Source organism: Luteolibacter sp. (assembly GCF_058122085.1).
The window spans coordinates 1-14,867 of the sequence record NZ_JBIKBQ010000102.1 but is presented as its reverse complement, the minus strand read 5'-3'; the positions used below and the strand labels follow the sequence as shown (position 1 = coordinate 14,867).

Here is a 14,867-nt window from a genome sequence, read left to right as displayed (position 1 = left end):
CTGGCCGATGAGATATCCGCAGCTTGGTTTTGGCTCAGGGAAACCAGCCAGGCACGGAAATGGTCGCCGCGCTGGGCCACGTAGGTGGGGGACATGCCATTGTTCGCGGCCCCCAGGATCGTCCGGTGCTCGCTGGGGGTGTCCGGACTTGTCGTTCCCGCTGCCCGGGTCCCCGCCTGCCAGGAATTCCACACGCCCGCCGAGTTCGGGTGCTGGACGGTGGTGGTGGCGAGGATCGCTCCATTGGCCGATACACGCTGGTCGGGGCCGAGTTGCTTCTGCAACTCGCCGATGGCCAGCATCAGTGCCAGCCGGGCGTTTGCCTGTGCCTCTGCCTGAGCCACTCCCTGCGATGAGCTGCGCAGGGTTACTGCGGAAAGGCTCAACAAGCCCACGGCAATGATCGTCAACAGGATCATCAGCGAAAGCGTCACCACCAGTGCGAAGCCCTTGCTATGTGGATCTTTGGAAACGGGTTTATCCATGTTGGTGAGGATTTTTTTATGCCGTTCGCCTGAAACGAGTGTGATTAAGTTCGAGTTATCCGCCCCCCCGAAACCCGCAAGAAATTTTTTCATCGCCACTTGTCCTGATTTCCGAGAGATCTCCGGGCATGGAAAAGTTTCGTGTGTTGACGGCCGCCGAGCAGGTGGGGGAATACCTGCGGGCGGAGCTGTGCCGCGGGGACTGGGGCGGGCGGATGCCCGGGGGCTCGCGTCTGGCGACTGAATTGGGGGTCGGGCGCGACACGGTGGAAGCGGCGCTGCGGATTCTGGAGCGGGATGGGTTGCTGGTGCCCCAGGGCGCGGGCCGCAGACGGCGGATCGAGCTGCCCGAGGGCATAGTGGCGCGTCCGATGCGGGTGGCGCTCCTGGTGACCGATCATTTCAGTGAGGAATACAAGATCGAACTGTTCCACCTGCTCGTGGAGGCGGGGCATCTACCATTCCACGTCACGAAGACGCTCGTCGAGCTTGGCATGGACGTGGGGTGCGTCGCCCGCTTGGTCAACCGGACCGAGGCGGATGCCTGGGTGGTGGTCTCCGGCTCGCGCGAGATTCTGGAATGGTTTTCCCGGCAACCCAAGCCAGCCTTCGCCATGTTCGGTCGTCGGGGGCGGGTGTCGATCGCCGCCGCAGGGCCGGACAAGGCGCCGCCCTTCGCAGCTGCCACTGGCCGCTTGATCGGGCTCGGTCATCGGCGCATCTCGCTGGTGTGTCGCCGTCAGCGACGCTTGCCGCAACCGGGCCACCCCGAGCGGGCGTTTCTGGATGAGTTGGCGGCCCACGGCATTCCGACGGGCCCCTTCAACCTGCCGGACTGGGAGGAGAGCAAGACGGGATTCGTGACGCTGCTGGACTCGCTGTTCGGTGCCACGCCGCCGACCGCGCTGATTCTCGACGAATCGTTTCTCTTCAACGCGGCGTTCCACTATCTGGCCAAGCGGGGCCTGCGCGTGCCGCAAGACGTTTCGCTGGTCTGCACCGACGACGACTCGGACTTCGCCTGGTGCGAGCCGTCGGTCGCCCACATCCGCTGGGACTACCGTCCGGTGGTGCGGCGCGTGGTGAGATGGGCGGCCAACGTGAGCCACGGCAAGGACGACCGGCGGCAGACGCTGACCAAGGCGGAGTTCGTCGCGGGCGGGACGATCGGACCGGCGAAGGACAGGTGAATGGGCAGGTGAATGGGCAGGTGAATGTTCATGTGATAAATCTCCGCTCATCGTTGGTGAAATTCATCGTCGGTTGAATGCCATGAATTTGCTTTTTCACCCAGCGGGGAGAAAACCGGGTTTGATGGCCGATAACACGAACAGCGTTGGCTTCACTGCCTTGCATTTGATCCAGACGATCAGGTCGGTGCCGTCAAGCGTACGGCGGAAACCGTAGCGGAAATCCTTCCCTCGCGGAACCTCGATGCCGTCAAGTTTGAGTGCGGCTTCATGCTCGCCCCAGCCTTGGATCACCAGTGCCGGATTCAACACGGGCGATTCGGCGCTGCCGGTGAATTCCATATCGAGATCACGATCAGGATCGCCCCGCTTCAACTGATATGCCCGTTGGTCTTGGTTGTAGCCGTCGCTGGAAAATGCGGTGCTGTTGAGTTTGATGGCTGGCGGATGAATCCAGGCCTTGGCCACGGGCAGCATGTCCGCCGCTGACAGATTCGTCGTGCCGTAAAGAAAAGCGCCAACAGGTTGATGAATCGCAGTGAGCGATGAATGAGCCGCCTGGTCGGGTGCCATGGCATAGCGGCCGTCACTGGAAATCCGCGCGACCGGCCAATGATTCCACCAGGGGAAATGCGAGAACTCCTTGCGCACCTCCCCCTTGAAGGTGCGGATTTTAGAGCCCGGTTTGACGATGATCCACGGTTTGTAGCGCGATTTCAGATTGACCATCTGAATCACCGGGTCCGCCAGATCCAGGGTAGGAAAACCGTTTTCCCACGAGTAGGTCTTGGTTTCACCCTTGAGGTTGACGAGACTCAGCGCCGCCAGATCGCAGTTATCCTCAGGCCGGGTCCCGGGTTCGCTGAGAAAGATGGTTTCCTGGTCGACCCGGTGCACGGGATCCGGCCACCACCCGGTCACGTCGCGGCTGCAGACGCCGTCCGGATAAATATAGTAGAATTCGTCGCCATAGTGTCCTTGCCCGGCAACTTCGTCATAATCGGCGAAACGATAGGCGGCATCGACCATGGCATAGCGCCAATGGATCACGACCCGGGCGTCGGTGTTCTCGATGATTCTGACGTTGGAAAACCGGCACTCGACGTCCGACATGTGTTCGCAGCAGCCGACCGCGCCCTTCCCGTTGCGGCGGAGCAATTCCTCCGGCCAGACCCCGGTTTCGAGGCTTTGGTCGGCCATCCATTTGCCATTCTCGCTGACCCAGCAAGGCGAGAATCGTGTGCCACGCCAGAATACCATTTGCACCGGCATTTCGTCGAACTTGACGACGATGTCCGGGTTTCCGGCCGTTTGCCACAAGGCGTCCCATTGTTCGTAGAAGCTCAGTCGGGTGGGGTAGGCTCCGAAACGCCGGCTGCCTTTGGCCACATCCGGAAACTTCCGGGGAGGGATGTTCGGTGCGCCGGGTGGCGTGACGGAGGCCTTGGATGCTTGGATTTCCGCTGCGGCCAGCGCGCGGTCGTGGATGGTCAACTCATCCAACAATCCGTCGAGCGACCACCAGGAAGGGAACTTCGCCCAGTCTCTAACCAGGTGTGCCGGAACCATTTTATCGTGGTTGCGGCCGATGAAGAGATCCACATCCCTGGCGAAACCGAGCGGCTTGTCTAACTGAAAAGCGCCGGCGGCCTGACCGTCCACAAACAACCGCACGCCAAAGCCGGGGTCATAGGTGACGGCCAGATGATGCCAGGTTTTCATCTCCAATACCTTTGAGGAAATGCAGCTTGTCCAGCGGTTGTCCGCAGCCAGTTGCAGTCCGAAATGTCCCGTGCTGTCGATGCCGAATGAATAGCCGCGCGTTTCAGCATCCCGCTGGGCGAGCAGCGGTGTCCAATTCCACGGGTAAGCGGCCAATGCCACCCACCCTTGAAAGGTGAAGCCCTTTTCCAGATCGGGAACCTTGTCCGCCTTGCGCCGCACCAAGGTGGTGAATCCGTCAAACCTCAGGCAGCCGCCGCGCACGCCTTCGGCCATGAACTTGGAATTCCCCTCAATGGTGTCCGTCACGCCGCTCGCCGCATCCACTGACGTCGGGCCGTCGAATTTCCACCACGCCACGGGACACGCCGCCGCTGATGCCTGCACGACCATGCCTAGCAAAAACATGCCGGCGACCCGCCAGACCGCCTCCGGGCGGACTACTTTCCTCAGCAAACAACTCATGTCAGGGTGCATCGCGGGGAAGCATGATCATTTAATTTCAAATTTCAAATTTCAAATTCGAGATTTGAAATTTGAAATTTGAAATCCATCAGCGCTGGCCGCCGCTCGAAGTAACAACCCCTTTTTCCCCGCCCTTCGGTCCCCACATGAGATTTCTCAGCGGCCTTCACCCCAAAAGAAAATTCCTAGCATTTTCCCTGTGTGGAAAGGATTTCAATTTCCATATCGTATAAGGCTGCGAAAGAGGTTTTTTTGATTCGAAAGCCCCACCCAAACTTATGTCCATATGATGAAACGATTTTATTTTTTAGCAGCCTGCCTTGCAGTTCAGGTTTCCGTGTCAGCGGATTTCCGTTTTGAATTTCTTGAGGGTGACCGCGTCGCCTTGCTGGGTGACGCGTTCATTGAGCGCGAGCAGTATGAAGGCTGGATTGAGCTTGCTGCGACCACTGCCTTTCCTGACCGGACGGTGACGTTTCGCAATCTTGGCTGGAGTGCCGACACGCCGGCCGGGGCTTCGCGCAGTGGCTTGAGTCCCTTGCAAGCCGGGCTTGAGCCGGCGGATGAGGGTTGGAGGCAACTTGAGGCGCAATTGACGACCTATAAGCCAAATGTGTTGATCACCGGTTACGGGATGGCGGCATCTTTGCAGGGCGGACAGACGCCTGAGGAGTTCAAGCGGGATTTCGAGCGCTTGCTCGATCGGGTGGCGAAGCTGGAAGGCGGGGTAAGGGTGCTGGTTTTGGGTGCGCCGCCACGATTTCTGCGTCCGGGAGAAATGGAGGAGTCGGTTAAAGGGCATCGTGCTTCGTTGGCGGCAATCAATGAGGTGTTGCGTGATGTGGCGCAGAAGCGCGGGCATGTTTTCGTGCCGCTGAATTTTCCCGTTAAAGATGCGCAGACGTTCTCGGAAAACGGGATTCATTTGACTCCGGTGGGTTACAAGATGGCGGCGCGTTTGATTGAGAAAGAACTCGGCTGGAAGGCAGACCAGTGGGACCAAGGCGAGCAAGCCGAAGCACTGCGCAAGGCGATCCTGCGTAAAAACGAGTGGTTCTTCCATCGCTCGCGACCCGCCAACATGGCGTACATTTTTGGTTTCCGGAAACGCGAGCAGGGTCGCAACGCTGGGGAAATCCTCGCCTTTGATCAACTGGTCGTTGAAGAGGATGGGCGTATCGCCCAAATGCGGGACCTTTCCAAGAAGGTGATCGTCCCTGCGCCGCCCATCCGCAATGAATCACAGGCGGCGGCGAAGACCATGCAGCCCTATCCGGAATTCACTGTGGCTGATGGCTACGAGGTGACGCTGTGGGCGGAAAACCCGATGCTCCACAAACCGACGCAGATGAACTTCGACGAGCGTGGAAGACTGTGGGTCGCCAGCTCGGAGACTTATCCGCAGGTTGAGCTCGGCCAGACGCCCAACGACAAGATCGTGATTCTCGAGGATACGAACCGAGATGGGAAGGCGGACGCTGCGAAGGTGTTCGCCTCAGGCATGATGATGCCGACGGCGGTTCTACCGGGAGACGGCGGCTGTTATGTCGGGCAGAGCACGGATCTGTTGCATTTCAAAGATACAAACGGTGATGGCGTGGCCGACTCCATGCGGCGCGTGCTAAGCGGCTTCGGGACCGAGGACACCCACCACAACATCCACACCCTGCGCCGAGGACCGGATGGGAAGCTGTGGATGAATCAAAGTATCTACACCCGCACCGACACGGAGACTCCCAACGGTTTGCTGCGCTTGCGGAGCGGTGGTCTGATGCGTTTCGACCCACGGACGGAGAAAATGGAGACGGTTTTCTACGGGTTCTGCAATCCATGGGGTCATCAGTTTGACAAGTATGGCCAGTCTTTCATGACGGATGGTGCAGGCGGCAACGGCATCAGCTGGGGTGTCCCGGGAGCGATGTATTTCACCTATGCGAAAGCTGCGAAAACTCTCGGCGGAATCAGCCCGGGATCCTATCCAAAGTTCTGCGGCTTGGAGATCGTTGAGTCGCCACAATTCCCAGCCGAGTGGCAGGGGTCGATGATCACCTGTGACTTTCGCGCGCACCGCATCGTTCGCTTTTCCGTTAGTGAGCAGGGCTCGGGCTATGCCGCTCAGGAGGCTGGAGATTTATTGCGAACCAAAGATGTGAATTTCCGACCCATCGATGTGAAGATCGGCCCGGACGGCGCGCTCTACATTGCGGATTGGTCGAACCCTATCATCAACCACGGTGAGGTCGATTTCCGCGATCCGCGGCGCGACCGTGAGCATGGCCGGATCTGGCGAGTGACGAAAAAAGATGCGCCTGCCATCGCATTGCCGGGCAATCTGGCGGCGGCGAAGGATGCCGATTTATTGGCAAAGTTAACCAGCGATCATCGCTACGAGCGCGACGCAGCCATGGCGGTTCTGGTCGAGCGCAAGATGAGCGCGACATTCAAAACTTCGATCGAGACTTGGAGCTCGAAAGCCAAGGACGGGCGCACGCGGTTGGCCGCGCTGTGGTTGCGCGAAGGACTCGGCATGCCGGCGGATGGATCGGAACGCGGATTGTTAGGCCGGGTTTTGAGCGACGCGGACGGGCGGATTCGGGCAGCAGGGGTAAGGATGTTAGGAGATCAGTTGAACCGTCTCCCCAGCGCTCAGGCGCTGGGATGGTTGGACAAGGCGACCAAAGATCCCCATCCGCGGGTTCGTCTGGAGGCGGTGCGGGCGCTTGCAAAAATGTCCGGAGCCGAGCCGATGGACCTGACCTTTCAGGTGCTGAGCCAGCCGATGGATCGCTTTCTCGAATACGCGCTGTGGTTGAGCGTGCGTGCTCAAGGCGATGTGTGGCTGAAGGCGTTGTTAGATGGGCGGCTGCAGCTGGCCGGCCGCGAAGGCGCGTTGGATTTCGCCTTGGTTAACTTGCCTGCGGAAAAGGGACTCAAAGGAATCCGCAGTCTGATGCCAAAGCCCATGCCTAGCGACGGCTCGGGGCCCTGGCTCGGGCTCGCCATGAAGACCGCGGACCCGGAGATGCTCGGAGCGACGTTCGCCCAGCTGTTAGATGGCGGGTTTGATGCTCCTGCCGCGGCGACTGTCATGCGTGGATTGGAAGGGATGGTCAGCCAGCGAAAAGTCACGCCGAAGGGCGACGCGATGCGTTTGTCAGGCTTGTTTGATTCTCCCGCACCAGAAACTGCCGCCGCCTCCCTGCGTTTGGCAGGTGCGTTGCGGGCGGAAGGCTTGTTAGGGCCCGTCAAGGTGATCGCCTCAAATCCGTCCGGATCGCCTACCTTGCGCCTGGCGGCGACCGATGCGCTCTCGCATTTCGCCAACGATGCGGCGCGTGATGCGTTGTTAGCTGTCTCAGGTTCAGATGCACCGGCGGAGGTGAAGCGCGCCGCCGCCCTGGCGCTTGTCCGTCATCACCGCGGCGCCGCGATTGGCGCAATCCGTGCGCTGCTTCCCGGTCTCGATGACCTTACGCAAGCTCGCGCGTTTTGGCAGAAAGCACTCTCACTTAGCGGATTGTCTGGCGAACTGGCAAAGTCGTTTCGCGAACAGGCACTCGATCCGAAAGTCGCTGCTCTGAACTTGCCTGCAGTGCCGGATATCGATGAGCATGCCGAGTTGCTCGGCGTGTTGCGTCAGCAGGCCGGGGGCGCGGCCGTCAGCGGTCCGACGGCGGAATCGATTCTTAGTCTCGCCAAGCTGGCTGCGGAAAAAGGCGATGCTGTCCGTGGGGAAGCCATTTACCGCCAACCTGCCCTCGCTTGCATGGCTTGTCACGCGATCGGTGGCGCCGGTGGCAAAGTCGGCCCCGACATGACTTCGATCGGAGCGAGCGCGCCACTCGACTATATCGTGGAGTCGATTCTTTTACCCGCAGTGAAGGTCAAAGAGGGCTATCACTCGGTAGTCATCACCACCAAGGATGGACGCACGTTGATGGGGCGGTTATTGCGCAGTGGCGGTGGCAGCGTGGTGCTGAGCGATGCTGCGGGGCAGGAAATTACGCTGGAGGATGCCGCGATCCTGAAACGCACGGATTCCGGCAGCCTGATGCCCGCAAACCTGATCGCGGGATTGAAAGAGCAAGAGCAACTCGATCTTTTCAAGTTCCTTTCCCAACTCGGCAAACAGGGAGATTTCGATGCAACCAAGAGCCGCGCACCGCGGGTTTGGGCAATCATGCCACTTACAAACACGATGCCAGATACGGCGGCCAAGGGTGATTCCGCCCTGCCGTGGATCGCTATCAACGGCACGGTCAACGGCACGTTGTTAGCGGCCGATGTCGCAACTTTCGCCGGTGCGGCCAAAGAAATTCTAACAGGGATCCGCATGGAAATTTCCGCAGCCACGGATGTTTCACTGAAGTTTTCTCAAACTCCGTTGGGTGTTTGGGTGGACGGACAGCCGGTGAAGGAAAACAAAGTCCGCCTTGAACCCGGGACTCACAAGATCGTCATCCGCCACAAAGCGGGTGAGGATTTCCGCTTTGAATCCTCTGCCGGAACCTTCCTTCCAACTTGGTGAGTGGGGATTCGTTTTTGATGGCAAACAGCCTACGAAACTATCGGGAGCGCGGGGCGGTCCCTTTGGGCTGCAGTTTCAAAGGCTCTTCGGGCAACGCGGCACCTTGCTGGATCCACTCTTTGAGGATCCGGGTATCCGTTAGAAAAGGGCTGCAAGGAGTTTGCTTTCTGCGGGAGGCCCCTGAAAGAGCCAATGCGTCGGCCCGGCCTGCCTGTCGTCTTGTCCGCCGTCTTGTCCGCCGTCTTGTCCGCCATAGCCTCCGGCGACGGTGGAAGCTTTAGCGAAGGAGGAAGCCTTCTTGGCCTTCGTAGCCTCGGCGAAGTAGGCGGCCTAGACTGGAGGGCTGGGAAATGGGGGTTGTCTCAAGAAGAGAAGAACAGACTGCGACCGCAGGTTCGGATTGAATAGCGGGGTTCGGTCGAAGGGGAAGATTTCCTTGTATTCTGGAAAAAAAGTTTGCGCGGCTGTTGAGAATGCGGAATCGTCTCGGTTTAGGGGGTAAGTAGCAGCTGGAACGAACTTCTGCTGACTGAACCACCACCAACCACATGAAGAAACTGAATCAATCCGCCGTTGCCCTGCTCGCCTGCGCGCTGGGAACCAGCCTCATTCTGGCCCAGGACACTCCCGCCGCTCCCGCCGCTCCCGCCGCTCCCGCCGCTCCCGCCGCTCCCGCCGTCACCCTCAAAATCGGCGATCCCGCTCCCGAGATGAAGGTCGGCGAGTGGTATAAGGGCGGGCCGATCAAGATGGAGGCCGACAAATCCTACATCGTCGAGTGCTGGGCCACCTGGTGCGGCCCCTGCGTCGCCGTATTTCCCCACCTGAGCGAACTGGCCAAGGCCAATGAAGGCAAGGTCACCGTCATCGGAGTCAATATCCGCGAACAGATAAAGCCCGCTGAAGTGAAAGCTTTCGTGGAGCAGCAAGGCGACAATATGAGCTACCATGTCGTGGCGGATGGCGAGGGAGCCATTTACACCAATTGGTTTAAGGCCGCCGGACAAAAGGGCATCCCCTGCGCGTTTGTCGTCACCAAGGGCAAGATCGGTTGGATCGGCCACCCCGCCAAGCTCGACCAGAAACTGCTCGACTCGGTTCTGAAGTGATTTCCAGATGTTTTGGGCCGGCCCGGGCGACCGCGGCGGCCATGTCGGCAGCGGCGCCCTCCGGGGTGCCGCTGTTTCGTTGTTGGTTTGACGGATCATCCGGAGGGGGCTCATCAAATCGGTTTGCCAAGCGGCGGGAGGTCCGCCAGGCTCCGCCCTTCCATGACGGTTTTGACGAACCACCAGCAGCATGTGCTGCCCGGATTCCAGGCTGTTGCCAGGATATCTTATGTCAGACGACGGGCGGGGCAGGGGGGCACGACTACCTTGAGACGGGCGAATATCTTGCCGGTCGCACCCAGGGTGGAGCGCTTGAGTTTCACGACCACCGCGTCGGTCGGGGTGCCGGGGGGCACTTCGATCTCGACATTGTTATTGTCGTCCACCGCCGTAGTCCAGCCGCCGAGATCATTGCCGTATTCCACCGTGATGGCAGTGTTCGGGTGCCGGTGACGTCTTTCAAGCTGCCACCGAAACTTCCGCCAGTCGGTCCGTTGAACAATCCCCTTTTTTCCCGCCCTCCAGTCTACGCCGCCTACTTGGCTGAAGCTACGAAGGCCAAGAAGGCTTCCTCCTTCGCTAAAGCTACGGCGGACAAGACGACAGGCAGGCCGGGCCGACGCATTGGCTCTTTCAGGGGTCTCCCGCAGAAAGCAAATTCCTAGCAGCTCGCGCCGGCGACGTGACGTTTGCGGCCGGTGTCCGAGCCGATGTTGTCCGCCCATTTCCGGCAGAGCCGGGAGTACTCGACCTTCATTTCCCACGCGGGTTCGTTGAGGAACGGGCTTTCGATGATTTTCTGGAAAAACTCCGGGTCCTTGCGACCGCCGTGCTCGCGGGGGTCATCGACGAAAAACTCGCTCTGCGCGATGCCGGTGGCGGAAAACGTGTTGGTTTCGCCAATGTCCGAGCCCGCCTCGTAGAAACGCTTGTGGATGTCGCCGATGACGTCCGGACGGGGGAGGCTGAGAATGTCGCCGTTGTTGAGCAAGTCCTTCTCGGTTTCCGCGAAGCGCGTGCCACGGGCATCCGCCTCGGTCAAGCCGTAGGCGCGGATGGTCCTGCCCATCGCGCCATCCAGCACGAGGATCCGCCCGGCGAGGGCGATTTTGAGTTCGGAGGTGAGGTCAGGCTGCGGCATGCGCCAACCCAAGTCGGTTCCCGGATTCAACTCAAGGAACACATCGTCATATCTGGATATGATGATGTGACTAAGGCGAAGAGTTCCTTCAGCACCTTGGCCGGTTCCACGCCGGTGAGGCGCTCGCCCTGGCCCTTGAGCCAGGTCTTGAGGTCCTCCTTGAAACGCTTTTTCAAGTCAGGCTTGTAATCAAACAGGTCGAGTTGCGAAGGCGCGCCGATGAGGGAAATGTAGATCACCCGTTTCGCCTTCGGCGCGATCTGCGGCAGCGAGTGTTCCAAGCCGGCGAGGCCCTCCGCCGCGGACACGCCGCGTTGTCCCAACAGGGATGCGAGCGCCGCCATGCCGAGGCCGGTGCCGGATTTCCGGAAAAACTGGCGGCGGCTGTAGGCGGTGTTATGAAATTCGATCGGAGTCATCGCAGGTTAGCGTGTGATGGTTTCATCGAGGTTGAGAATCTGGCTGGCGACCAGCGTCCAGGCGGCAAGCTCTGGAACGGGGGCATCCTTCGGCGGCGGCGTGGCCCCGGTGGTGATCAGCTTGGTGGCGCCTTCCGCGTTGCCTTGGAATTCGGCCAGCGCGGCATCGAAAGTCTTGCTGACAATCTTGCGCTCGTCCGGATCGAGTTTCCGTCCGATCAGGCGCAGGGTGATGAAATCCAGGCGGCCATCGACATCCGCCGCGGCCTTGAGCGCGTGCGCGGCCAGCTCGCGGGAGGCCTCGACAAACTGCGGGTCGTTGAGCAGCACCAGCGCCTGCAGCGGCGTGTTGGTGCGATCGCGGCGGACACAGAACGCCTCGCGGGTCGGCGCGTTGAAGATCTCCATCGTCGGCGGCGCGGCGGTGCGCTTCCACATCGTGTAAAGCGAGCGTCGATAGAGATTCTCGCCGTCATCCTGTTTGTAGTTGCGGGTGTTGGATTCCTTCATCGCGACGGCCTCCCAGATGCCTTCCGGCTGATAGGGTTTCACCGACGGCCCGCCGGTTTTCGGCGAGAGCAAACCCGCGGCGGCGAGCACGAGGTCGCGGATCGGTTCGGCATCGAGCCGGACGCGCGGACCGCGGGCTAACAAGCGGTTGGCGTGATCGGCTTCGAGTTTCTCCGGCGTCACCTGCCCGGACTGCCGGTAGGCCGCCGAGGTTGCGATCAATTTCAACATGTGGCGGTAATCCCACTTCGAGGAAATGAACTCCGCGGCCAGCCAATCGAGCAATTGCGGGTGGCTCGGGCGCGCGCCCATGACCCCGAAATCCTCGGTGGTTTCGACGATTCCGGTGCCGAAAAAGTAATACCAAGTGCGGTTCATCGTGACGCGCGCCGGCAAGGGGTTCAGCGGATCCGCCAGCCAGCGTGCCAGTCCGAGACGGTTTTTGGGAGCGTCCGCCGCCATGGGTGGCAAGACCGCGGGAGTATCGGCCGTCACCCGATCGCCGGGGGCGGTGTATTGGCCGCGGGCCAGGATGTTGGCAAAAGGCACCTCGGCTTTCTCGTCCATCACCAGGGTGTCGGAAGTCGATTTTTTCAATTCATCCCGTTGCTTTTCCAGGGCGGCGATTTTTTCCCGGACGCCGGACGAGGCGGTGTCGTGAGTCGCCATGTAGGACGCGAGAAGAGCCTCGTTCTGCGCGGGTGTGCGCTGAGCCGCGGCGATCGCGAGGATCGAGGCCAAGGCCCCTTCGGAAGACAGGCGCTTGATCTCTTCAACCGGAACCACCCGGTCATGAATCCGCAGATCCTGCAGCAGCACCTCGCCGCCTTTCAGCCGGCTGTCGCCATTCGCCCGGCTGCCGATGCGCAGGGGCACCCCGGTGTGGATTGCCGCCCGTTGGCCGTTAGACACGTGGGCCATCTTCGCCGGCTCACCATTCACCCACAGCAGGTAGGCGTCCTGCGGTTCCTTTGCCGGATCGTGGGTGATCGCGACATGCTGCCAGGTTCCGCCGGGCAGCGGTTGTGGCGATAGAAACTTGGCCGCCTTGGCCGGCCATTCATCGATGAAATGGGCGCCGATGCGGCCGCCTTCCAAATACAAATCCCAGCCACGGAAGCCTTGCGCCGGATCCATCCGGGCAATCACCGCGCCCAAGGGATTTCCCTCGATGCGGAGAAACGCGGACACGGTGAACGGCTTGCTCATGTCCAGGTCCCCGAGTCCCGCACCGAGATCCACGGGTTCGCCGCTGGCCACGACGGCCTGGCCGACCCGCCCGGGCTTGCGTCCGATCGAAACCGCAAATTCCTTCGGCTGGCCACCGACGGTGCCGTGAATCGGCCCGTCCTGCTCGGTGAGCGGCAGGTGCAGCACGAGCGATGGATCCGGAACCGCGGCGGCCGCAGGCGATTGTGCGGCCAGCCATTTGTCGAAATCCGCGCGGACGGCGGTGTTAGGGGCGGTCAAGTCCTTGCGCGCGGCGGCGATTTCGCCCTCGAGCGCGGCGATGCGCTTGCGGTCCTCGATGCGCGGCACGGACAAGACCGGTTGGTGCGAGGCGTTGTTGCCGTCGAGGGCGGACATCGTGGAGTTCCTGAAAAACGCGGTGAGTTGATAGAACTCGCGCGTGCTGACGGGGTCGAACTTGTGGTCGTGGCAGGCGGCGCAACCGGCGGTGAGACCCAGCCAGACGGCGGTCATGGTTTCCACCCGGTCCTTGGCGTAGATCGCCAGATACTCGTCGGCGATCGCACCGCCCTCGCCGGTGGTGGCGAGGCAGCGGTTGTAGCCGCTGGCGACTTTCTGATCGACGGTGGCGTCCGGCAGCATGTCGCCGGCGATTTGTTCGGTGGTGAACTGGTCCCACGGCATGTTGCGCTGGAACGCATCAATCACCCAGTCGCGGTAATGCCAAATGTTGCGGTAGTTGTCGATGTGGATGCCGTGGGTGTCGGCGTAGCGCACCGCATCGAGCCAGTGGCGGGTGAAATGCTCGGCACTCGCCGGCGTGGCTAACAAGCGATCCGCCTCCGCCTCGATGGCCGCCTGCGCGCCCGCCTCATGGGCCTTGACAAACGCATCGGTGGCCGCGGGTTCGGGTGGCAGACCAGTTAGATCGAGGGTCAGCCGGCGGTGGAAGCGGCGCGGGTCTTCCGGCGGATTCGGCTTGAGGCCGGCCTTGTCGAGTTTTTCCGCGATGAAGCGGTCGATCGGGTTGGCGGCCCACTTGTCGCCCGCGTCGGGCGGCGCGGGTTTCTTGATCGGAGCAAAGGCCCAATGGGGCTCGTATTCGGCGCCCTGTTCGATCCAGCGTTCGATCAGCGCGATTTCGCCGGGCTTCAAGATCTTGTGGCTTTTCGGCGGGGGCATGATCATGTCCGGATCGGCGGCATGAAGCCGTTTCATCAAGCTCGATTCGTCCGGTTTGCCCTTGATGATGACCGGCCGGCCATCGTCGCGCACCGCGAACGCGCCTTCCACCTGATCGAGGCGCAGCGGCGCATCCTTCGGTTCGCGCGTCTTCGAATCCGGCCCGTGGCAATGATAACAATACTCCGAGAGGATCGGCTGAATGTGTTCGTTGAACGACACTTCCGCCGGCAGCGAGGAGACCGGAGCCGCCGGGGCATCGGGGCTTGAGGATGGCTCATCCCCTTCCCCGGCGGGTGATGAGGAGACGGTGCGCTTGGCCGAAGGGTCACATCCGGCAAGGACGAGCACCAAACCGCAGACGATTGAATTTCGAAGAATCATGGGCGAGGGATCAGGCAAATCGGGTGAACGAAGCCATACGCGATCATTTCCCGGATTTTTCACCTTGCAAGGGTTACCGGTTCAAGGCCGCAGGAAATTGAGCCATTTGCCTTGATGACGGTCTCGAACTGGCAGGTGTCCAAGTGCCGCCAAGTCCTCTCCGTCCACTTGTGCAGGGATGCCGCCTGCTTGGTCTCGGGATGCGCCCACTTGGTCGCCCGGTCCACCTCCGCCGTGATGACAACCCGTTTGGCCTCCATGTCGAGTTCCACGTTCACGATCTTCCACGGAGCGGAGATCCCAAGAATCGGACGGTAAAAATCGGTGCTTTTCACCAAGAAAGTCTTGCCGACCCCGGACACTTGCAGCAAGAACCTCCACCGAATTCCATCAAGAGCCTTCATCACTTTCTTAACAAACACCGAAATCGAAACACACAATGACAAACGAATCTGAAGACATCCAGGCCGTCGAGAGACTCGGCGAAGCGAGAGACAAGATCGTCACCGAGCTGCGCAAGACCATCGTCGGCATGGACGAT

Annotated in this window: 10 protein-coding genes; 3 read left to right on the top strand and 7 right to left on the bottom strand. The window is 60.8% G+C overall.

Annotated elements, in window-relative coordinates; all coding sequences use genetic code 11:
* A partial coding sequence (locus AC4DF4_RS14550) for a hypothetical protein (protein ID WP_490048835.1) occupies positions 1 to 578 on the bottom strand: 578 nt, incomplete at its 3' end.
* A gap of 35 nt (positions 579 to 613) precedes the next feature.
* Here AC4DF4_RS14550 and AC4DF4_RS14545 point away from each other — a divergent pair.
* Positions 614 to 1,675 (top strand): substrate-binding domain-containing protein, encoded by a 1,062-nt coding sequence (locus tag AC4DF4_RS14545; RefSeq protein ID WP_490048834.1) that lies wholly within the window; start codon positions 614 to 616, stop codon positions 1,673 to 1,675.
* A 96-nt stretch (positions 1,676 to 1,771) separates the two neighbouring features.
* Here the strand turns inward: AC4DF4_RS14545 and AC4DF4_RS14540 are convergent, their stop codons facing one another.
* Positions 1,772 to 3,862 carry a LamG domain-containing protein gene (locus tag AC4DF4_RS14540; protein ID WP_490048833.1) on the bottom strand — a complete coding sequence of 697 codons (2,091 nt, stop codon included), beginning with the start codon at positions 3,860 to 3,862 and terminating at the stop codon, positions 1,772 to 1,774.
* A 286-nt stretch (positions 3,863 to 4,148) separates the two neighbouring features.
* Between AC4DF4_RS14540 and AC4DF4_RS14535 the strand changes: the two genes are divergently transcribed.
* Together AC4DF4_RS14535 and AC4DF4_RS14530 are read left to right on the top strand one after the other, a co-directional pair.
* Positions 4,149 to 8,390 (top strand): PVC-type heme-binding CxxCH protein, encoded by a 4,242-nt coding sequence (locus tag AC4DF4_RS14535; RefSeq protein ID WP_490048832.1) that lies wholly within the window; start codon positions 4,149 to 4,151, stop codon positions 8,388 to 8,390.
* Between the two features lie 548 nt (positions 8,391 to 8,938).
* Positions 8,939 to 9,499, top strand: coding sequence for a TlpA family protein disulfide reductase (locus AC4DF4_RS14530; protein WP_490048831.1), 561 nt, complete (start codon positions 8,939 to 8,941; stop codon positions 9,497 to 9,499).
* A 227-nt stretch (positions 9,500 to 9,726) separates the two neighbouring features.
* On the opposite strand, the gene AC4DF4_RS14525 is transcribed toward AC4DF4_RS14530, so the two are convergent.
* The 5 genes from AC4DF4_RS14525 to AC4DF4_RS14505 all read right to left on the bottom strand — a co-directional run bounded on the left by AC4DF4_RS14525 (position 9,727) and on the right by AC4DF4_RS14505 (position 14,661).
* On the bottom strand, positions 9,727 to 9,924 hold the full coding sequence (locus AC4DF4_RS14525; RefSeq protein WP_490048830.1) for a hypothetical protein: 198 nt from the start codon (positions 9,922 to 9,924) through the stop codon (positions 9,727 to 9,729).
* Positions 9,925 to 10,160: 236 nt separating this feature from the next.
* Complete coding sequence (locus AC4DF4_RS14520; RefSeq protein ID WP_490048829.1) at positions 10,161 to 10,640, bottom strand: homocysteine S-methyltransferase family protein; 480 nt, start codon at positions 10,638 to 10,640, stop codon at positions 10,161 to 10,163.
* Positions 10,641 to 10,666: 26 nt separating this feature from the next.
* Complete coding sequence (locus tag AC4DF4_RS14515) at positions 10,667 to 11,059, bottom strand: DUF1501 domain-containing protein (RefSeq protein ID WP_490048828.1); 393 nt, start codon at positions 11,057 to 11,059, stop codon at positions 10,667 to 10,669.
* Positions 11,060 to 11,065: 6 nt separating this feature from the next.
* Positions 11,066 to 14,326 (bottom strand): DUF1553 domain-containing protein, encoded by a 3,261-nt coding sequence (locus AC4DF4_RS14510; RefSeq protein ID WP_490048827.1) that lies wholly within the window; start codon positions 14,324 to 14,326, stop codon positions 11,066 to 11,068.
* Positions 14,327 to 14,385: 59 nt separating this feature from the next.
* Positions 14,386 to 14,661: a transposase family protein gene (locus AC4DF4_RS14505; RefSeq protein ID WP_490048826.1), complete on the bottom strand. Its 276-nt coding sequence runs from the start codon at positions 14,659 to 14,661 to the stop codon at positions 14,386 to 14,388.
* Between the last annotated feature and the right edge of the window lie 206 nt (positions 14,662 to 14,867).